Source organism: Herbaspirillum sp. C7C2, assembly GCF_022627865.1.
GTDB classification, from domain to species: domain Bacteria; phylum Pseudomonadota; class Gammaproteobacteria; order Burkholderiales; family Burkholderiaceae_D; genus Herbaspirillum; species Herbaspirillum frisingense.
The window spans coordinates 121,539-140,226 of record NZ_JABXGI010000002.1; the positions used below are offsets into that span (position 1 = coordinate 121,539).

Genomic DNA, 18,688 nt, shown 5'->3' on the forward strand with positions numbered 1-18,688 from the left:
CATTCAGCGCAAGGGGAAGCGCAACTGCGCCACGGTGCCCTCACCCGGCACGGAACGCAGGCGCAGCTTGCCTCCCAGGTGCGTGGCACTGGCAAACGCCAGCATCAGACCAATCCCCGAACCGCCGGAACTGCTGACGACCGGGCCATGACCCAGGCGTTGAAGCAGCTCGGGCGCAATACCGCTGCCATTGTCGGAGACCTCGATGATAGCCGTCTTCTTGCCCGACCTGGATGACGCCCCGCCAAACGAAGATGGCGCTTCGGCGACCTTGGTGGCATCGCCAGCATCAGCGGAGAGCAACCGCAGCCGGATCTCTCCCTGATGCCCCCGCCCGCGCACCGCATGGGCGGCATTGTCCAGCAGGGTCAAGAGGATCTGCGACAGGTCCTGCAACTGGCTGGCGACCCAACCCGGCTGGTGTATCTCGGCCACCAGCAGCACGGCGGGGTGACGCAAGCGCCAGCCCTCCAGCAGGCTGGTCAGCCAGGGCGTGATGGCCGCGCTGTCCTCGTTGCGCAGCTGGGCGTCGGCGTCCAGGCGCATGCTCTCCAGCGCTGCCTTGCAGACCGCAATCTGTTCCTCGACGATGCGCAGGTCTTCGTCATAGACACTCAGCGCGGGGTTGTCGGCCATCTCGCGTCGCAACTCCCCGGCGATCACCGCCACCGTCGACAACGGCGTATTGAGTGCGTGGGCCGCGCCGGCGGCCTGGGTGCCCAGCGCCAGGATGCGATGGCTCTGCAGCTGGCGTTCGCGGGCCTGGCCCAGTTGCCGGTCGCGCGAGCGCACCGCCGCGGCGATACGGCTGACGAACCAGGTGATCAGCAGCGCCGAGATCGAGAAATTGATCCACATCCCCGCCAGGTGATAGGCCATGGCCTGGCCATGGTCGTGGATGTGTAGCGGCTGGTAGAAATACACCAGCCCGGAATAGCCACCCAGCGCGCACAGCGCCAGCAGCAAGGCATAGGGCCAACTGAGGGTAGCCGCGCCGGCCGCCAGCGCCGGCAGGTAGAAGGACACGAAGGGATTGGTCGAGCCGCCCGAGAAATACAGCAAGGCCGTCAATACCGCCACATCCAGCCACAGCTGCATGAACAGTTCGCCCTGCTCCGCCGGCCGGGCCCAGCGCATGCGCAGCCAGGTTCCCCCATTGATGAGCAGCTGCAGCAGGATCAGCGCCAGCAAGGGCGACATCGGCAAGGCGATATGCAGCCAGACGTGGGCACCGGCCAGCACCAGCAACTCGCCGGCCACCATCGCCCAGCGCAGCCAGAACAGGCGCGACAGCAGCAGATGCTGTGGCGGATCGGCAGGCAGCGATGCCGCCGCCAGGAAGGAGCTCGGGGAATTCATGGCCGGAATTATACGGGCTGGGCGCGCCCGCCTGGCCTCGGGCCACCTTGCCGCCCTGATTCAGCCGGCGACGACCGCCATTTCATTACTTTTTCCCAACACGTCACATCTATTCATTAAAAAATGAATGTAAATGATAACGATTTTTAATTATACTTTGCGCCGTTTTGTAATACTTATTCATTCCCACAAGAAATTCTAGAAAGAATCTTCATGTCCATGCCCTTCACTGCGCGCCTCAACCCGCTGGCCGCCGCCCTCGCGCTGGCTTTCCTGGCTCCCCTGCCGGCGCTGGCCCAGGCCACTGCCACCACTGCCACCACCGAGTCCAAGGACCAGACCGCGCTGCCCACGGTCACCGTCAATGCCTCCGCCGACGCCTCGGCCGATGGCTTGCCGGCCGAGTTTGCCGGTGGTCAGGTGGCGCGCGGTGGGCGCGTGGGCATCCTCGGCAACAAGGATTTCCTGGAAACGCCGTTCAACAGCATTTCCTACTCTTCCCAGTTGATCAAGGATCAGCAAGCCAAAGGCGTCGGAGACGTGCTGCTCAACGATCCGACCATCCGGGTGACGCGTGGCTACGGCAACTATCAGGAGTCGTACATGATCCGTGGTTTCATTACCAACTCGGACGACCTGGCCTACAACGGCCTGTATGGCCTGCTACCGCGTCAGTACGTGGCATCGGAAATGCTGGAGCGCGTGGAAGTGTTCCGCGGTGCCAGCGCATTCCTCAATGGTGCCACCCCGGGCGGCAACGCCATCGGCGGCACCATCAACCTGCTACCCAAGCGTGCAAGCTCGGACCCGATCACCCAATTCAGCACCGGCATCGAATCCGGCGGCCAGACCTACGCCGCAGCCGATATCGGCCGCCGCTTCGGTCCTGAAGATCGCCTCGGCGTACGCGTGAACGCCGTGCGTCGTGCCGGCGGCACCGCGATCGCCAATGAAAACCGTGAACTGAACATGGCTACCGTCGGCGTGGACTATCGGGGCAACAGCTTCCGCCTGTCGGCCGATATCGGCATGCAAGAATACGACCTGAGCTCCACCCGTCCCAGCGTGCGCATCGCCACCGCCCCTGCCGGCTATGTCCCGTCTGCACCCAGCGCATCCTCGAACTACGGCCAGAGGTGGTTCTATTCGAACGAGCGCGACATCTTCGGCACTGTCCGTGGTGAGTGGGATCTGGCGCCAGACGTGACGTCCTGGTTCGCACTGGGCATGCGCCAGGGTACAGAAAATAACAGTCTGGCGACGCCCAACGTGAACAGCACCAATGGAAACTTCACCTCCAACCGCTTCGACAATGCGCGTGAAGACTCCGTGTGGACCGGTGAAGTCGGCATCCGCGGCAAGTTCAACACGGGTGGCGTCAAGCACAACGTGGTCGCCAGCGCTTCCAGCTACTGGCAGGATTCGCGCAATGCCTACGCCATGGCGCTAGGCACCGCGACCACGGGCAACCTGTATTCACCGACCCAATCGGCACAGCCTGCACTCAATTTCTTCGGTGGCAACCTGGCCAACCCGCAGACCACCATCAAGACGCAGTTGTCTAGCCTGGCTCTGGCCGATACGCTATCGGTGCTGGATGACCGCCTCCAGGTCACCCTGGGTGGACGCTACCAGCGCCTCAAGACCATCAACTACGACTACAACACACACCTGCAAGGCGATTACTACAACGACGGCACGGTCACCCCGGTGGCAGGCATCGTCTATCGCCTGACCAAGGAAGTGTCGGTCTACGGCAACTACATCGAAGGCCTGCAGCCGGGTACCAAGGTATCGGACACTACCGCCACCAACTTCGGTTCCATGCTGGCGCCGTACAAATCCAAGCAGAAAGAAATCGGCATCAAGTACGACGCGGGCAAGATCGGCTTCACCGTCGCCGCCTTCACCATCGAAAAGCCGAATGTCATCAAGGAAGGTCCAGCGACTACCCCGACCTACGCCACCAGCGGCAAACAGGAAAACCAGGGCGTGGAAATCGGCGCCTTCGGCGAACCTGTACGCGGCCTGCGCCTGCTGGCTGGCCTGACCCTGCTGGATGCCAAACAAAAGCGCACCCAGAACGGCACCTACGACGGCAAGGATGCCATCGGCACCGCCAAGACCATGGCCAACATCGGTGCCGACTGGGATATCCCGGGCGTGAGGGGGCTGAGCGTCAACAGCCGCGTGATCTACACCTCCAAGCAATACGTGGACTCGGCCAACACCCAGGCGATCCCGGCGTGGACCCGCATCGACCTGGGCGCGCGCTACCTGACCGAGATCGGCGGCAAGGTCGTGACCCTGCGCGGCGGCATCCAGAACGTGGCCAACCGCAACTACTGGGAATCGGCCGGTGGCTCTTCTGCCCTGGGCTACCTGGTGCAAGGCGCGCCGCGTACCTTTGTAACCTCCGCTTCGGTCGATTTCTGATCGCCGCGTGATTCAGTAAAAAAGGGAAGCGCAAGCTTCCCTTTTTTATTGTCCGCTCCGCCCAGAGACGCAGCCCGAGCGCATGTGCCTACTCGAACATCCGCGCGTAATCGATCAGCATTTCCTCGATGAACAGCTTGGCCGACAAGGGATGGTCAGCGATGGCGCGGCGGTCACCCATGCCACGCAGTGCCCTGGACAAGGCCAGTGCATCGACCCGTTCGGCCAGCCGCCCCAGTTCCTTGCCGTAGCGCGGATAATAACGCACCACCCCGGCCGATTTCAGTGACAGCAGATCATAGAGCCAGCGCTGCACCCAGCCCACCAGCTCGGCGGCGGGCGTCTTCTGCAACTTGTCAGCGGCACGCAGGGCGCCATCAACGCCAGGCTGGGCCAGTTGCCGCAGCAGCTCGTCGAGCGCCTCGCGCCCCTCGCCCTGTGCCGCCTCCAGCGCCGCCAGCGGCGCCCCACCCTGCTCGGCCAGCCAGGCATCGGCATCCTTGACGCCCTGCTGCTTGAGCCAGGCCAGCGCCTCGTCGTGGCCCGGCGCGTTCAGGGCGAACTTGCGGCAACGCGAGAGGATGGTCGGCAGCAACCGATCCAGACGATTGGACAGCAGCAGGAACATGGTCCCCGGCGGCGGCTCCTCCAGCGTCTTGAGCAAGGCATTGGCCGCGGCGGTGTTGAGCGCCTCGGCCGGATACAGCATCACCACCCGCAGGCCGGAGCGGTGGGTGGAAACGTTCATGAAATCGGCCAGCGCACGGATCTGGTCGATCTTGATGTCCTTGGAAGGCGCCTTGCTGGCCTTGGCGGTCTTCTTTTCCTCGCCGCTGTCGTCCTCGCCGGGTTCGTCCTCCAACACCTCCGGGCGTACCCGGCGATAGTCAGGATGGTTGGATTGCGAAAACCAGTTGCAGGACGGGCAGACGCCGCAGGCATGCGCCTCGGGTGTAGGCGACTCGCACAGCAGCGACTTGGCGAAGGCCTCCACGAAGCGGGTCTTGCCGGTGCCGGCCGCGCCATAGAACAGCAGCGCATGCGGCAGGCGCTCGCGCAACTGCTGCAGCTGACGCCAGCTCTCGCCCTGCCAGGGCAGCAAGGGATCGGTCGAAGTCACGGACATGCGGCGCCCCTCACAGCGCGGCCACGATGGCGCGCAATTCGTCCTGGATCACCGGGATCGGACGGGTGGAATCGACAATGCGGAAACGCTGCGGGAATTGCGCGGCACGGCGCAGGTATTCGGCGCGCGTGTTGGCGAAGAAGTCCGCCTTTTCCTGCTCGAACTTGTCCAGGGTGCGTTCCGCATCCAGGCGCGCACGTGCCACTTCCAGCGGCACATCGAAAAGCAGCGTCAGGTCCGGCTGCAGATGCGGATGCACCCACTGCTCCAGGCTTTCCAGCTTGTCCAGGGCCAGCTTGCGGCCGCCGCCCTGGTAGGCGAAGGTGGCATCGGTGAAACGGTCGGAAATCACCCAGTCGCCGCGTTCCAGCGCCGGGGCAATCACCTGCGCCAGGTGTTCGCGCCGCGAGGCGAACATCAGCAGGGCCTCGGTCTCCAGGTGCATGGGATGATGCAGCACCAGTTCGCGCAGGCGCTCGCCCAGTTCGGTACCACCCGGCTCGCGGGTGGCCACCACTGTCAGGCCGCGCGCGCGCAGCAGCTCCGTGACAAAGGGAATATGCGTCGACTTGCCGGCGCCGTCGATGCCTTCGAAGGTAATGAATTTGCCTGATGCCATGAAGGTATCGCTACAGAATGAATCAGTGAAAAGAAAGGCGGATCAACGCTGGTAGCGGTTGACGGCCTGGTTGTGCTCGTTCAGGTTGCTGGAGAAATGGCTGGTGCCATCGCCACGCGCCACGAAGTATAAGGCCTCGGTCTTGTCCGGGTTCAGCGCCGCCGCCAGCGAGGCTGCCCCCGGCAAGGCGATCGGCGTGGGCGGCAGGCCGGCACGGGTATAGGTGTTGTAGGGCGTATCGGTCAGCAGGTCGACCTTGCGGATCTTGCCCTGGTAACGATCGCCCATGCCATAGATCACCGTCGGATCGGTCTGCAGCAGCATGCCGGTACGCAGGCGGTTGACGAACACACCGGCCACCATGCCACGCTCGGATTTCTGCCCGGTCTCCTTTTCCACGATGGACGCCATGATCAGCGCCTCATAGGGCGTGCGATACGGCAGCGACAGATCGCGTCGCGCCCAGGCTTCGTTGAGCTTCTTGCTCATCAGCGCGAAGGCCTGTTTATAGACCTGCATATCGCTGGCGCCCTTGGCGAAGAGATAGGTATCGGGGAAGAACAGGCCTTCCGGATAGGTGTATTCGTTGGTCAGCTTGACCAGGATCTGCTGGTCGGTCCAACTGGCGGTATCGTGCTTCAGCGCCGGCTGGTCGGCGATGGCGCGGCGCATCTGCTTGAAAGTCCAGCCCTCGATGACGGTCAGCGCCTCCTGCGCGAACTCGCCGCGCACCAGTTGCAGCAGCAGCCGCTGGGGCGTGTAACCGGGCTTGATCTCATAGCTGCCGGCCTTGATGCGGCCGCCTTCGCCGGACAGGCGCGCATACAGCGTGAACAGGTCCGGATTGAGCGGCACCCCGGCCGCCGCGATCTGCTGGGCAGCCCCCGACACACCCGCCCCCGGCGTGATGGTAAAGGCGATCAGCTGGCCATTGGCCGGCACGATGGGCTGCTTGGTCCAGTAGAGGCCGGCACCGGCCACCAGCGCGGCCAGCACGAACAATGTTGCCAATAACTTCTTCATACCTGATGCGAAATCCCTGTAGTTCCGACGCGATTTTTCGGAGATCACTATAATCGAGGCATCAATGATAATCGCTGGCACGACAGTTGCCTAATTTGCCGGGGACTTCACCCCGGCAAGACGTAATCCGACGTAATCCGTAAAAGATTTCCTATGACAGACATCACCGCATCGCCCTCCGCCTGGCGCGACTTCCTCACGCAGCAAGGCGCCCAGTTTGACGACCAGGGCCAGGACGTACTCGGCTTCGACCCCGCTGCCGCCGTCCCGCAGAGCCTGGAAAGTTTCGTGGCCCCCCTGACCGACCTGGGCCTGATCGCGGCCACCGGCGAAGAAGCCGCCGCCTTCCTGCACGGTCAGCTCACCAATGATGTGCAGCACCTCACCGCCGATTCCGCCCGCCTGGCCGGCTATTGCTCGCCCAAGGGCCGACTGCTGGCCACCCTGCTGATGTGGCGCGACGAAGCCGGGATCTTCCTGCAGCTGCCGCGCGCGCTGCAGCCTGCCATCCAGAAGCGCCTGCAGATGTTCATCCTGCGCGCCAAGGCCAAGCTGGCCGACGTCAGCGCCGAACGCGCCGTGCTGGGCCTGGTCGGACCGGCCACCGCCAACGCCCTGGCCGAGTGGTTCCCGGTCTTGCCAACCGCCCCCTATGACAAGCTCAACAACAGCCATGGCACCCTGATCCGCCTGGCCGATGCCGCCGGCAGCCCGCGCTATCAATGGATTGCCGCCCTCGACACCCTGAGCACCGCCTGGCCCAAGCTGGTACAGCACTTGAAGCCCACCGCCACCCTGGCCTGGCGCCTGTCCGACATCCGCGCCGGTGTACCCGGCATCCTCGCCGCCACGCAAGAGCAGTTCGTGCCGCAGATGATCAATTTCGAACTGATCGGCGGCGTCAATTTCAAGAAAGGCTGCTACCCCGGCCAGGAAATCGTCGCCCGCAGCCAGTACCTGGGCAAGCTCAAGCGCCGCACATTGCTGGCCACCATCGCCAGCACCGGTGCCCGGGCCGGTGATGAAGTCTTTGCTGCCGCCGATCCCGGCCAGCCCTGCGGCATGGTGGTCAATGCCGAACCGCTGGACCAGGATCACGCCCTGGCCCTGGTGGAAATGAAACTGGCCGCCGCCGACGATACCGTCCATCTGGGCGCCGCCGGTGGCCCTGCCCTGCATTTCCATGACCTCCCCTATGAGCTGGCCGATCCGCAATAAGCGGCGTGCAGCGCTCAAGCCATAGGGAATCACCATGGACCTCTACATCTACTACCGGGTCGCCAGCACCCACGCCCCAACACTGCTGGACAAGATCCGGGGCGTACAGGCCACCCTGCAGGCGCGCCAGCAGGTGACCGGCGCACTCAAGCGCCGCCCTGGCGAACAGGACGGCCTGCAGACCTGGATGGAAATCTACCAAGGCATCGCCGACACCGATGCCGAGGGATTCACCCGCGCCCTGGAGCAGGCCCTGGCCGAGACCGGTGCCTTGTCCCTCATCAGCGGTGCGCGTCATGTAGAACAGTTCGAGGATATCGCCCCATGTGCCTGATCATCTTCGCCTGGAAAGTCATCCCCGGCATGCCGCTGATCCTGGCCGCCAATCGCGACGAGTTCTATGCCCGCCCGGCCGCTGACGCCACCTGGTGGAACGACCATCCCAAGATCTACGCCGGCCGCGACCTGCAAGGCGGCGGCACCTGGCTGGGCGTGACCCGCGATGGCCGCTTTGCCGCCCTGACCAACGTGCGCGCCCCCTCCGAACGACGAACGGATGCCCCGACCCGGGGCCAATTGGTCGCCGACTACCTGGTCGGCGACATGACGCCGCAGGATTACCTGCGCCAGATCGAACCCCGCGCCCAGCAATACAACGGCTTCAACCTCCTCGTGGGCAATCCCGAGACCATGTTGTGGTATTCCAATCGCGGAAATGAAGATCCCCGCAATGGCCAGCCGCTGGAATACGGCGTCTACGGTGTCTCTAATGCCCTGCTCGACACCCCCTGGCCCAAGCTCACCCGCGCCAAGGCGCAATTCGCCAGCCTGCTGTGCCAGGGCGCACCGGAAGAGACCTTCTTCGAAATGCTCACCGATGGCACCCGCGCCAACGACTGTCGCCTGCCCGACACTGGCATCGGCCTGGAAAAGGAGCGCATGCTCTCGCCCATCTTCATCCGCTCGCCCGACTACGGCACCCGCTGCTCCACGGTCCTGCGCGTGCCCATCGTCGGCGAACCGGTCCTGACCGAACACGTGGTCGATCCTATGGCGATGCAATATAGTGGCGAGGCCGCCACCGACAAGGCCTGCCGTATCCCCTGCAAGCCCAGGGTGCAAGAAGCTTCACCCGGCGGCGACCAGCCTGGCGCAAAGCCGCACAGCGCATGATCCGGGGCCTTCATTCCTTGCCCATGTGAAATAACCAAAGCGTATATCTGATATTTGGAAGATAAATTTGCCTGATTTGATGCGGAGCAGTAAAGTTACACCTGTCTCCTCCAATTTCCTCCTAAAGAATTGGATTCAAGCCCACACCGCAAGGTCGTGGGCTTTTTTTTTCGCCCGTACCGAACGCCAGCGGCTGCCTCACGTCGACAATGCGTTCCATGCAAATGGCATCGTAGGCGCATCTTTCCGTTGCCCCCCAGTCCGGCGGGTGTCACCAGCTTCACGCCTGCATGATCGGACCCTGCGATTTTCGATTATTGCGATTTTCGATTATTGCGATTTTCGTTTGTTTCGAATAGTATGGCCGCTCAAGTATTTCCTGGAGCCCGCCATGACCCCGTCCGCAGCCACCATGTCCCTGCCCGCCGCCAAGGATGTCGAACTGGCCGTGCGCGGCCAACGCGCCCTGGCAGCCTACCTGAGCACGCAGGTCGACACTCAGCACATCCAGATTTTCGACGCCCAGAACCGGGCGCATGAAGTCGAACTACCGACGTCGGCGTTGCGCCTGCTGGTGGAGATACTGGCCGAACTCGCCGACGGCAACGCCGTCAAGGTCGTACCGGTCCACGCAGAACTGACCACCCAGGAAGCCGCTGACCTGCTCAATGTTTCGCGCCCCCACTTCGTCAAGCTGCTGGAGGATGGCGTCATCCCCTTCCATCGCGCCGGCAAGCACCGTCGCGTCAAATTTGCCGACCTCATGCAGTACAAGACCGAGCGAGAACAGGCCAGTACCGAGGCCATGGCCGACCTCGCCCGGCAGTCACAGGAATTGGGACTGGGATACGAATGAGGCATTCGCCCTTCACCGCCGTCTACGATGCCTGCGTGCTCTACCCTGCGCCATTACGGGACTTCCTGATGTGGCTGGGCCTGTCGGGACTGTTCCGGGCGCGCTGGAGTCGGGTCATTCATGAGGAGTGGAAACGTAATCTGCTCATCAAACGCCCCGATCTCACCCGCACCCAACTGGATCGGACCTCAGCCCTGATGGATCGCGCCATTCCCGACAGCCTGGTGGAAGGCCACGAAGCCTTGGTCGCCGGGCTGCACCTGCCAGACCCGGACGACCGCCACGTTCTGGCGGCCGCCATCCGCTGCGGCGCCAGTGTCATCGTGACTTTCAACGAGCGGGATTTCCCAGCCCAGGTCCTCGCTCCCTACGGCATCGAAGCACAGCATCCCGATGAGTTCGCCCACAATCTGCTGGACCTCGACGCAGCCGCAGTCGCCGCCGCCGCGCAGCGGCAACGCGCGCAGTTGAAGAATCCATCGGTGGACGTGGATCACTACCTCGACATCCTTTTGCGCCAGGGTCTAGCGCAGACGGTCAAGGCACTCCGCGCCTATCGCGCCGTTCTCTAGACCGGCCGCTGCAGCTCGCCGCAATCTCCGCCAGTCAGTCCCCAAAAACACATCGGCCCCACCACCACACCAGACAAGGCGCGGGGGTGGGGCCGATCAGGCCAGCCTGGCGGGAGCGACTCCCGCTGTGATGACTTAGTGATGCATCTTGGCTTCGGTGCGGTCCAGGATGGCTTCCGGTGCCTGCGCATCTTCCACGGTCTCGTTGTTCAAGACCTTGGTCAGGCGCTCGCTATCCAGTTCGCCGCTCCACTTGGCCACCACCAGGGTTGCCACGCCATTGCCGATGGTGTTGGTCAGGGCGCGTGCTTCAGACATGAAGCGGTCGATACCCAGGATCAGCGCCAGGCCGGCCACCGGCACGTGGCCCACCGCCGACAGCGTCGCCGCCAGCACGATGAAGCCGGAGCCGGTGATGCCCGCCGCGCCCTTGGACGTCAGCAGCAGCACACCCAGCAGCGTCAGTTCCTGCACGAAGGTCATGGGCGTGTTGGTGGCCTGGGCGATGAACACGGCCGCCATGGTCAGGTAGATCGCGGTGCCGTCCAGGTTGAAGGAATAACCGGTCGGAATCACCAGACCGACCACGGTCTTCTTGGCACCGGCATTTTCCATCTTGGCCAGCATGCGCGGCAGCACCGATTCCGAGGAAGAGGTACCCAGCACGATCAGCAGTTCTTCCTTGATGTACTTGACGAACTTCCAGATCGAGAAGCCGTGCAGGCGGGTGATGATCCCCAGCACCACGAAGATGAACAGCAGGCAGGTCAGGTAGAAGGTGCCCATCAGCTTGGCCAGCGAGAACAGCGAACCCACGCCGTACTTGCCGATGGTGAAGGACATCGCACCGAAGGCGCCGATCGGAGCCACCTTCATGATCGCGCCCACCACCGAGAACAGCACGTGCGAGATCTTTTCGATGAAATCGAACACCAGCGTGCCGCGGCCGCCGAACTTGTGCAGGGCGAAGCCGAACAGCACCGCCACCAGCAGCACCTGCAGCACGTCACCCTTGGCAAACGCGTCCACCATGCTGGTGGGGATGATGCCCATAACGAAGTCGGTCACCGAACCCATCTTGCCCGGGGCGGTATAGGCCGCAATGCTCTTGGTATCCAGCGCCGACGGATCGACGTTCATGCCCACGCCAGGCTTGAGGAAGTTCACCAGCACCAGGCCGATGATCAGGGCCACGGTACTGACCACTTCGAAGTACAGCAAGGCCAGACCGCCGGTCTTGCCGACCTTCTTCATGTCTTCCATGCCGGCGATGCCGATGACGACGGTACAGAAGATCACCGGCGCGATGATCATCTTGATCAGTTTGACGAAGCCATCGCCGAGCGGCTTCATGGCTTCACCCGTGGATGGGTAGAAATGGCCCAGCAGGATGCCGATCACGATGGCAACCAGAACCTGGAAATACAGCGATTTGTAAAGGGGCGGTTTTTGCGCCGTCATTATGATTTCTCCAAGAAACATCGAATATCAGCCGGTCCCTGGGGACCCGCCGCCTGCCGTTGCCGGATCGTCGTCCGTTCGGGCATTTGCTTGTTTTTTTGCTTGCTTTTGCCAGCAATGCGTCCGGGAGAACTCCCCCTCCCCGGTTCGGCCGCAAGTATCTCGCAGTCGCTACGGGGCGGGTATTGTGGGAAACCACATAACTTCAGTAAACAGCGGTTCAAACTGCTCTTTTCTTCATTCTGCAATGCAATAGGATTCGCTATAGTCTGTGCTGGACTGAACGAAAGCTCACGGGCACTCACAAGGAAAATATCGTGCGACGAAAATTGACGGTCACCGCCCGCCTCGGGATTCTGGTAGCGGTGCTGTGTGGCAGCGTGGTCCTGCTGGCCTGGCGCGACATGCTGGGCATGGCCTCCAGCAACGACAAGCTGCGCTATGTCTACGAAGACCGGACCATGGCCCTGATCCACATCGCTCGCGTGCGCGATGCCTTGTACATGAACCGCGACGTCATGGGCCGCGCCCTGATGATGGCCAATGTGCCGACCGAACCGGGTCCCGATGGCGCCACCGGCAATGAACAGATCAAGCAGTGGCTGGGCCGCCTGGCCGGCCTGGACGCCAGTTTCGACCAGGGCTGGCAAGCCTACCGCGCCACCCGCCTGACCCCCGAGGAAATCACCGAGGCCGCCCGCTTCGAGCAAAGCTGGAAAACCTACCTGAGCGAACGCAACCAGGTCATCGAACTCATCGCCAGCACCCAGGTATTGCAGGCCAACCGCAGCTGGACCCAGCTCACGCCGCGCCTGTCGGCCCTGGCCACGCAACTGGCCACCCTCGGTCACCTGCAGGAAACCATGACCCGCGGTGCCTACGACAATGCCCTGCAGGAATACGGCGAACTGCGCCGCCACAACCTCGAAATCGCCTGCGTGGCCCTGATCCTGGGCATTGCCCTGGCGCTGTGGATCATCATCAGCCTGCGCCGCCAGCTCGGGGGTGAACCCGATTACGCCGCCGACATCGTGCGCCAGATCGCCGACGGCAACCTCGGCGTGGCGGTGCGACTGCGCCGCAATGACCGCGGCAGCCTGCTCTACGCCATGCACACCATGCGTGAACGGCTCACCGACATCATGCGCAGCGTCACCCTCTCGACCCAGTCGCTGGGCGACTCCTCACGCCAGCTCAACGCCACCGCGCACGCCCTGGCCGGCGCCTCCAGCGAGCAGGCAGCGGCGGTAGAAGAAGTCCACAGCGCCATTGCCAGCATGAGCCTGGCCATCCAGCAGACCGGCGAACACGCGCGCCGCACCGACCAGATCGCGCTGGCCGCCGCAGCCGACGCCGACAAGAGCGGCGCCGCGGTACAGACCACGGTGGCTGCCATGCGCGGCATCGCGCGCCAGGTCGGGGTGATCGACGACATCGCCTACCAGACCAACCTGCTGGCCCTGAATGCCGCCATCGAAGCCGCCCGCGCCGGCGAGCACGGGCGCGGCTTCTCGGTGGTGGCTGCAGAAATCCGCAAGCTGGCCGAGCGCAGCCAGGGCAGCGCCCACGAAATCAGCGTGATTGCACAGGAAAGCGTGGACATGGCCGAGGAAACCAGCCAGCGCCTGGCCGAAGGCACCCTGCAGGGAATCCGCGAAGCCTCGCAGCAGATCAACCAGATCACGCTGTCCTCGCGCATGCAGGAAGAAGGGGTACAGGAAATCGGCGCCGCCGTCGCGCAGCTCAACGACACCACGCAGCGCAATGCGGCCGCCTCGGAAGAACTGGCCTCCACCGCCGAAGTGGTGGCCGAACGGGCGCGCGAACTGGGCGCCCAGCTGTGTTATTTCCGACTGGAAGACGGCAAGCCGCCAGCGCGCGTGCGGCCGGCCTGAAACGTTGGCCCTGTCGGACCTGTCGGACCTGCCGGCCCCGACGGCTAGGCCTGCCGCTGCAGGCTGGCCCGCATGGTGATATGGGGGATGCCGGCTTCCATGAACTCGTCACCCTCACGGGCAAAGCCGTGGGCATTGTAGAAGCCCTCGGCATGGGTCTGGGCATTGAGGATCACCTCGCCGTCACCGCGCTCCCGCGCCGCCTGGATCAACGCCTGCAACACCGCCCCGCCCACGCCCTTGCCGCGCCCGGCCTTGCGCACCGCCATGCGGCCGATATGGCCGTCCGGCAGCAGGCGACCGGTGGCCAGCGGCTGGCCGGCCTCGTCATAGGCCACTGCATGCACGCACAGCGGGTCCATCTCGTCCAGCTCGATCTCGGCTGGCACCTTCTGTTCATCGACAAAGACTTCGAAGCGGATAGGCTGGGCGTGTGCGCGCAGCGCTTCCCAACTGCCTACGGTGATTTTCATGCGGGAATTCCTGCTGAGGGTTGAAACGGAAACGCCATGAGGGCCTACGGGTGAAAGACGGCTCACTCGTGATCCAGCTTCCTGGAAATATCCAGGCGGCGGATCAGCTTGAAGGTGCCCATGGCCTTGGCCACCAGTCGCTCGCCATTCCACAGTTCGGCCTGGCAGAAGCACATGGTGGTGGAGCGATGGTAGGTATGGCCGCGCGCCACGATGGTCTCGCCGGCATGACCGGCCGGCTGCAGGAAGCTGGTGCTCATCTCGACGGTGGCCGAGGACTTGGCGTCCGGCACGCCGGCCCTGGCCGACAGGCCCATGGCCACGTCCAGCAGGGTCATCGAGATGCCGCCCTGCGCCACCTGCCAGCTGTTCATGAACTCCGGCTTGAGAAGCAGCGACATCACGGCGCGGTCGTCGCCATATTCCAGCACCTCCACGCCCAATGCCTGCAGGTAGGGATTACCTTGCGGGAAGACCTCGGTCAACGGCAGACTCATCGCAGCGGCCTCAGATCTCGTAATCCATGCACTGGCGCGCCTCGCGCACGGCACCGATGAAGGGCTTGATGGCGATATGGTCGGGATGGTCCTGGTAGGCATCCAGCGCCGCCCTGGATTCGAACTCCGAATACAGCACCACGTCATAGGTGGCTTCCAGACCCGGTTGCGCCAGCACCGCTTCGAACTTCAGGATGCCCGGCACCACATTGGCACAGCTGTCCAGCAATTGCTTCATCTTCAGCAGGTTGGTGGCCTTGTCAGCGCCTTCTGCGTGGTCCTTCAGTTTCCACATCACGATATGCTTGATCACGATCGGTCTTCCTTGGTCGAAAATTGGATAAACCGCAATGATAAGCGAAAGCGCCGACCACGACCGGCACCCCGTCAGCCACGCGCAGCGATCTTCATGAAGGACCCGACCAGCCGCCCTTCGCGGCGCTCGGCCAGGCAATAGACATAGGTGTGGGTGCTCACCGGGTCGCCCTCGATGCGCACCATGCGAAAACGCTCGTCCGGAATGAACTCCGCCTCCGACACCGCCGCCAACCCCAGCCCGCGTGCCACCGCCTCGCGCAGGGCTTCGCGGCTGCCGATCTCCATCACCACGCGGGGCTTCACGCCGGCCTGCTGCAATACCTTTTCCAGCGCCAGCCGGGTGGTCGAGCCCTGTTCGCGCATGAGCATCGGCTGCTGCTCCAGTTCGGCCAGCGCGACCGTCTCGCGCTGGTAGAAGGGATGACTGCGGTGGGCAAACAACACCACCGCGTGATCGGCATAGGGCAGCGCGTGGAACCGCGCATCGTCGGTCACGCTGGCCAGCACCGCGACATCGGTCACGTAGTTCTCCAGATCGGCCAGCGACTGCGCCGAGTTGCCCAGCTTGATCGACAGCTCCACCTGCGGATAACGGGTTCGGTAGGCGTCCACCATCTCGATCACGTGGAACGGACCGACCGCGCCGATGCGCAGATGCCCCACATGCAGCGCTCCCGAATTGACCAGCAGGTTCAGCGCGTCCAGCTCCAGCTCGGCAATGTTCTGCGCGATCGGCAACAGGCGCTGCGCCGTCTCCGACAGGTCGACCCGCCGCCCCCGGCGGAAGAACAGTTCCACATTGTGTTCGCGCTCCAGCGATTGCACCTGGGTGGTCAGCGTCGGCTGGCTCACGCCCAAGGCCCGGGCCGCCGCCGAAAAACCGCGATGGCGGGCCACGGCGAGGAAGGCACGCAGTTGTGAAGGAGTCATCTATAGCCTCAATCAATAGCTTCGTCGAATTTTAACGATTATATCGATAATAGGGCCGTCATAAAGCCCCCGTAAGCTCCCTTCCTGTCAGTACCGGCCCGAGCAACTCGCCCGGCACTGCGCCGCCGATCACCCACTGCGTCCACCACCGGACGCCCACGACAAGGATCCACCATGCAACGACGTTCCCTGCTCGCCCTGTGCCTGGGCGCCCTGACCTCCCTCCTGCTGAGCCAGCCGGTGCGCGCCGCCCAGCCCCTGACCGTGGGCCTGATCCCGGCCGAAGACTCGCAGGCCATGCTGGAAAACAGCAAGGCCGTCATCGACAGCCTGCAGCAGCAGCTGGGCATGCCGGTCAAGCCCTTCATCGCCACCGACTACAACGGCATCATCGAGGCGCTGCGCTCGCGCAAGCTGGATGTGGCCTACCTCGGCCCCTTTTCCTACGTGCTGGCCAGCTCGGTGGCCAATGTCGAAGCCTTCGCCGTGGCCGAGACCAAGAAGAGCGGCCGCAGCTTCTACAAGAGCCTCATCATCACCCGCAAGGACAGCGGCCTGCAGAGCGTGGAGCAGTTGAAGGGCCGCACCATGGCCTTCGTCGACCCGTCCTCGGCTTCCGGCCACCTGTTCCCCAGCGCCGGCCTGCAAAAACTCAATATCGATCCCAACAAGTATTTTTCCCGGGTGATCTTCTCAGGCTCGCATGACGCCAGCATCCTGGCCGTGGCCAACAAGAAGGTTGATGCCGCTGCCGTGGCCGACCGCATCCTGGCGGCCGCCGTGGCCAAGGGCGTGGTCCAGCAATCGGACCTGAACGTGGTCTGGACCTCGCCCGACATCCCCGAGTCGCCCATGGTCTGGCGCCGCGACCTGGACCCGGCCCTGAAACAGAAGATCGCCACCGCCTTCGCCAACATCAAGGACGTGAAATGGGGTGACCAGGGCGTCCTGAACGGCTTCGTCCCCACCACCGACGGCGCCTACGACGTGGTGCGCGAGACCGCCAAGATCCTCAACCTGGACCTGAAGGCCATGAAATGATCCAGCTCCGCGCCCTCGCCAAGCACTACGGCAGCCATGCCGTGCTGCGCGGGATCGACCTGGACGTCCCGGCCGGCCAGTTCCTGGTGGTGCTGGGCCCGTCCGGGGCCGGCAAGTCCACCCTGCTACGCTGCATGAACGGTCTGGTCCAGCCCAGTTCGGGTGAACTCCGGATCGCCGGCTTCGACGCCACCGATCCCCGCGCCCGCCAGGTCCGCCAGCTGCGCCGCCAGGTGGCGATGATCTTCCAGCATCACAATGTGGTGCCGCGCCTGTCGGTGCTGAAGAACACCCTGACCGGCCGCCTCGGCCAGGTCCCGACCTGGTCTTCGATCCTGCAACTGTTCAGCCGCCAGGACGTGGCCCTGGCCATGGACTGCCTGCGCCGCGTGGAACTGGAACACAAGGCCCACCAGCGTACCGATGCCCTCTCCGGCGGCCAGCGCCAGCGGGTCGGCATCGCCCGCGCCCTGGCCCAGCAGCCGCAGGTGATCCTGGCCGACGAACCAGTGGCCAGCCTGGACCCCAAGACTTCGCGCCTGGTGCTGCACTACCTGCGCGCCGCCTCGCGCGAGCTGGGTATCACCGTGGTCTGCAATCTGCACCAGGTGGACTATGCCCGCGAATTCGGCGACCGCATCATCGGCCTGTCCGGCGGCGAGCTGGTCTTCGACGGCCCCGGCACCGCGCTGGACCAGCATCACCTGGACCGCATCTATGCCAGCCCCGGTCATGTGCCGCACCCGGCTTCCCACGCCACCGCCACCGCTGCCACCGCCGCCACCAGCCTGGCACCGGCGATCCAAGGAACCTGACATGAACAGTCCCTCCTCCTCTCCCTCTGCCGCCCCTTCGTCGACCGCCCCCGGCTATCTCTGGACCGGCCCCCGGCCGCAGACGCTGCGCGCCTGGCTGGGCTACGCCGCCCTGGTGGCGCTGATCGCCTGGCTGCTCGGCTGGAGTGCCCAGGGCACGCAACTGTCGTGGAGCGAACTGGCCAATGGCCTGCCGCAGATCGGCGACTTCCTGGCCCGCTCCTTCCCGCCCAACTGGTCCTTGCTGCCAGCACTGCTGGCCCCGGCCATCGAGACCCTGCAGATCGCGCTGTGGGGAACGCTGCTGGGCGTGCTCGGCGCCGTACCGGTGGCCCTGCTGGCGGCACGCAATCTCAACCCCAACCGCACCCTGCACGCCCTGGTGCGCCAGGGCCTCAACGTCACCCGCAGCATCAATGAACTGATCCTGGCGCTGGTGTTCGTCTCGGCGGTGGGGCTGGGGCCCTTCCCTGGCGTGCTGGCACTGGCCGTACACGGCGTGGGTATGGTCGGCAAGTTCTTCGCCGAAAGCATCGAGGAAATCGACCAGGGTCCGCTGGAAGCACTGCGCGCCACCGGCGCCAGGCCGCTGCAGGTGATCCTCTTCGGCGTACTGCCGCAGGTGGCCACGGCCTGGATCGCCACCGTGCTCTACCGCTTCGAGGTCAACCTGCGCCAGGCCACCGTGCTGGGCATGGTCGGAGCCGGCGGCCTCGGCTTCGAACTGGTCAACAGCCTCAAGTTGTTCAAATACCAGGACACCGCCACCTGCATCGTCGTGGTGACCCTGATGGTGGTGGCCGCCGATGCGCTCTCCAGCCACCTGCGGCGCCTGATCCAGGATGGCAGCACGCATTGAGCAACGAGCACTGAGCT

The 18,688-nt window shown here is 64.1% G+C and carries 19 protein-coding genes; 10 read left to right on the top strand and 9 right to left on the bottom strand.

Going from position 1 to position 18,688, the window contains the following annotated elements; all coding sequences use genetic code 11:
- Positions 1–3: 3 nt before the first annotated feature.
- Entirely contained in the window at positions 4–1,359 is a 1,356-nt protein-coding gene (locus tag HWE04_RS04200; RefSeq protein WP_241811606.1) for an ATP-binding protein, read from the bottom strand.
- A 213-nt stretch (positions 1,360–1,572) separates the two neighbouring features.
- Between HWE04_RS04200 and HWE04_RS04205 the strand changes: the two genes are divergently transcribed.
- Positions 1,573–3,795 carry a TonB-dependent receptor gene (locus HWE04_RS04205; protein WP_241811607.1) on the top strand — a complete coding sequence of 741 codons (2,223 nt, stop codon included), beginning with the start codon at positions 1,573–1,575 and terminating at the stop codon, positions 3,793–3,795.
- Between the two features lie 88 nt (positions 3,796–3,883).
- On the opposite strand, the gene HWE04_RS04210 is transcribed toward HWE04_RS04205, so the two are convergent.
- The 3 genes from HWE04_RS04210 to mltG are packed head-to-tail and all read right to left on the bottom strand — an operon-like array spanning position 3,884 to position 6,563.
- Positions 3,884–4,921, bottom strand: coding sequence for a DNA polymerase III subunit delta' (locus HWE04_RS04210; RefSeq protein WP_241811608.1), 1,038 nt, complete (start codon positions 4,919–4,921; stop codon positions 3,884–3,886).
- 10 nt (positions 4,922–4,931) lie between these two features.
- Positions 4,932–5,540: a dTMP kinase gene (tmk, locus tag HWE04_RS04215; protein WP_241811609.1), complete on the bottom strand. Its 609-nt coding sequence runs from the start codon at positions 5,538–5,540 to the stop codon at positions 4,932–4,934.
- A 42-nt stretch (positions 5,541–5,582) separates the two neighbouring features.
- A complete protein-coding gene (gene mltG, locus HWE04_RS04220) occupies positions 5,583–6,563 on the bottom strand; it encodes an endolytic transglycosylase MltG (protein WP_241811610.1) in 981 nt (326 codons plus the stop codon).
- Between the two features lie 153 nt (positions 6,564–6,716).
- On the opposite strand from mltG, the gene ygfZ reads away from it, so the two are divergent.
- From ygfZ to HWE04_RS04245, 5 genes are all read left to right on the top strand, one after another.
- Positions 6,717–7,781 (top strand): CAF17-like 4Fe-4S cluster assembly/insertion protein YgfZ, encoded by a 1,065-nt coding sequence (gene ygfZ / locus HWE04_RS04225; protein WP_241811611.1) that lies wholly within the window; start codon positions 6,717–6,719, stop codon positions 7,779–7,781.
- A gap of 34 nt (positions 7,782–7,815) precedes the next feature.
- Entirely contained in the window at positions 7,816–8,115 is a 300-nt protein-coding gene (locus tag HWE04_RS04230; protein WP_241811612.1) for a DUF4936 family protein, read from the top strand.
- Positions 8,106–8,954 carry an NRDE family protein gene (locus HWE04_RS04235; RefSeq protein WP_241811613.1) on the top strand — a complete coding sequence of 283 codons (849 nt, stop codon included), beginning with the start codon at positions 8,106–8,108 and terminating at the stop codon, positions 8,952–8,954. Before HWE04_RS04230 ends, HWE04_RS04235 begins: the two co-directional genes overlap by 10 nt.
- A 391-nt stretch (positions 8,955–9,345) precedes the next feature.
- Positions 9,346–9,810: a helix-turn-helix domain-containing protein gene (locus tag HWE04_RS04240; RefSeq protein ID WP_006712983.1), complete on the top strand. Its 465-nt coding sequence runs from the start codon at positions 9,346–9,348 to the stop codon at positions 9,808–9,810.
- On the top strand, positions 9,807–10,382 hold the full coding sequence (locus HWE04_RS04245; RefSeq protein WP_241811614.1) for a PIN domain-containing protein: 576 nt from the start codon (positions 9,807–9,809) through the stop codon (positions 10,380–10,382). Before HWE04_RS04240 ends, HWE04_RS04245 begins: the two co-directional genes overlap by 4 nt.
- A 135-nt stretch (positions 10,383–10,517) precedes the next feature.
- Here HWE04_RS04245 and HWE04_RS04250 read toward each other — a convergent pair whose 3' ends face one another.
- Positions 10,518–11,843 (bottom strand): dicarboxylate/amino acid:cation symporter, encoded by a 1,326-nt coding sequence (locus HWE04_RS04250; RefSeq protein ID WP_241811615.1) that lies wholly within the window; start codon positions 11,841–11,843, stop codon positions 10,518–10,520.
- Between the two features lie 317 nt (positions 11,844–12,160).
- Here HWE04_RS04250 and HWE04_RS04255 point away from each other — a divergent pair, with 317 nt between their 5' ends.
- Positions 12,161–13,738: a HAMP domain-containing methyl-accepting chemotaxis protein gene (locus HWE04_RS04255; RefSeq protein ID WP_139347157.1), complete on the top strand. Its 1,578-nt coding sequence runs from the start codon at positions 12,161–12,163 to the stop codon at positions 13,736–13,738.
- Between the two features lie 44 nt (positions 13,739–13,782).
- Here the strand turns inward: HWE04_RS04255 and HWE04_RS04260 are convergent, their stop codons facing one another.
- From HWE04_RS04260 to HWE04_RS04275, 4 genes are all read right to left on the bottom strand, one after another.
- Positions 13,783–14,211 (bottom strand): GNAT family N-acetyltransferase, encoded by a 429-nt coding sequence (locus tag HWE04_RS04260; protein ID WP_006712987.1) that lies wholly within the window; start codon positions 14,209–14,211, stop codon positions 13,783–13,785.
- A gap of 62 nt (positions 14,212–14,273) precedes the next feature.
- Positions 14,274–14,708: a PaaI family thioesterase gene (locus HWE04_RS04265; RefSeq protein WP_039876442.1), complete on the bottom strand. Its 435-nt coding sequence runs from the start codon at positions 14,706–14,708 to the stop codon at positions 14,274–14,276.
- 10 nt (positions 14,709–14,718) lie between these two features.
- Positions 14,719–15,021 (bottom strand): Dabb family protein, encoded by a 303-nt coding sequence (locus HWE04_RS04270; protein ID WP_241811616.1) that lies wholly within the window; start codon positions 15,019–15,021, stop codon positions 14,719–14,721.
- Between the two features lie 74 nt (positions 15,022–15,095).
- Complete coding sequence (locus HWE04_RS04275) at positions 15,096–15,956, bottom strand: LysR substrate-binding domain-containing protein (RefSeq protein ID WP_241811617.1); 861 nt, start codon at positions 15,954–15,956, stop codon at positions 15,096–15,098.
- Positions 15,957–16,130: 174 nt separating this feature from the next.
- Here HWE04_RS04275 and phnD point away from each other — a divergent pair, with 174 nt between their 5' ends.
- From phnD to phnE, 3 genes are read left to right on the top strand one after another with little or no spacing between them, the layout of a single operon-like run.
- The gene (phnD, locus tag HWE04_RS04280) at positions 16,131–16,997 is read left to right on the top strand and encodes a phosphonate ABC transporter substrate-binding protein (RefSeq protein WP_077236854.1); all 867 of its coding nucleotides are present in this window, start codon (positions 16,131–16,133) and stop codon (positions 16,995–16,997) included.
- Entirely contained in the window at positions 16,994–17,812 is an 819-nt protein-coding gene (gene phnC / locus HWE04_RS04285; protein ID WP_241811618.1) for a phosphonate ABC transporter ATP-binding protein, read from the top strand. The genes phnD and phnC overlap by 4 nt, the downstream gene beginning before the upstream one ends.
- Before the next feature lies 1 nt (position 17,813).
- On the top strand, positions 17,814–18,671 hold the full coding sequence (gene phnE, locus HWE04_RS04290) for a phosphonate ABC transporter, permease protein PhnE (RefSeq protein ID WP_241811619.1): 858 nt from the start codon (positions 17,814–17,816) through the stop codon (positions 18,669–18,671).
- Positions 18,672–18,688 lie beyond the last annotated feature (17 nt).

Coding starts and splice junctions, on each gene's coding strand:
- HWE04_RS04200 (WP_241811606.1), bottom strand. CDS start 1,359: ATGAATTCCCCGAGCTCCTTCCTGGCGGCGGCATCGCTGCCTGCCGAT.
- HWE04_RS04205 (WP_241811607.1), top strand. CDS start 1,573: ATGTCCATGCCCTTCACTGCGCGCCTCAACCCGCTGGCCGCCGCCCTC.
- HWE04_RS04210 (WP_241811608.1), bottom strand. CDS start 4,921: ATGTCCGTGACTTCGACCGATCCCTTGCTGCCCTGGCAGGGCGAGAGC.
- tmk (WP_241811609.1), bottom strand. CDS start 5,540: ATGGCATCAGGCAAATTCATTACCTTCGAAGGCATCGACGGCGCCGGC.
- mltG (WP_241811610.1), bottom strand. CDS start 6,563: ATGAAGAAGTTATTGGCAACATTGTTCGTGCTGGCCGCGCTGGTGGCC.
- ygfZ (WP_241811611.1), top strand. CDS start 6,717: ATGACAGACATCACCGCATCGCCCTCCGCCTGGCGCGACTTCCTCACG.
- HWE04_RS04230 (WP_241811612.1), top strand. CDS start 7,816: ATGGACCTCTACATCTACTACCGGGTCGCCAGCACCCACGCCCCAACA.
- HWE04_RS04235 (WP_241811613.1), top strand. CDS start 8,106: ATGTGCCTGATCATCTTCGCCTGGAAAGTCATCCCCGGCATGCCGCTG.
- HWE04_RS04240 (WP_006712983.1), top strand. CDS start 9,346: ATGACCCCGTCCGCAGCCACCATGTCCCTGCCCGCCGCCAAGGATGTC.
- HWE04_RS04245 (WP_241811614.1), top strand. CDS start 9,807: ATGAGGCATTCGCCCTTCACCGCCGTCTACGATGCCTGCGTGCTCTAC.
- HWE04_RS04250 (WP_241811615.1), bottom strand. CDS start 11,843: ATGACGGCGCAAAAACCGCCCCTTTACAAATCGCTGTATTTCCAGGTT.
- HWE04_RS04260 (WP_006712987.1), bottom strand. CDS start 14,211: ATGAAAATCACCGTAGGCAGTTGGGAAGCGCTGCGCGCACACGCCCAG.
- HWE04_RS04265 (WP_039876442.1), bottom strand. CDS start 14,708: ATGAGTCTGCCGTTGACCGAGGTCTTCCCGCAAGGTAATCCCTACCTG.
- HWE04_RS04275 (WP_241811617.1), bottom strand. CDS start 15,956: ATGACTCCTTCACAACTGCGTGCCTTCCTCGCCGTGGCCCGCCATCGC.
- phnD (WP_077236854.1), top strand. CDS start 16,131: ATGCAACGACGTTCCCTGCTCGCCCTGTGCCTGGGCGCCCTGACCTCC.
- phnC (WP_241811618.1), top strand. CDS start 16,994: ATGATCCAGCTCCGCGCCCTCGCCAAGCACTACGGCAGCCATGCCGTG.
- phnE (WP_241811619.1), top strand. CDS start 17,814: ATGAACAGTCCCTCCTCCTCTCCCTCTGCCGCCCCTTCGTCGACCGCC.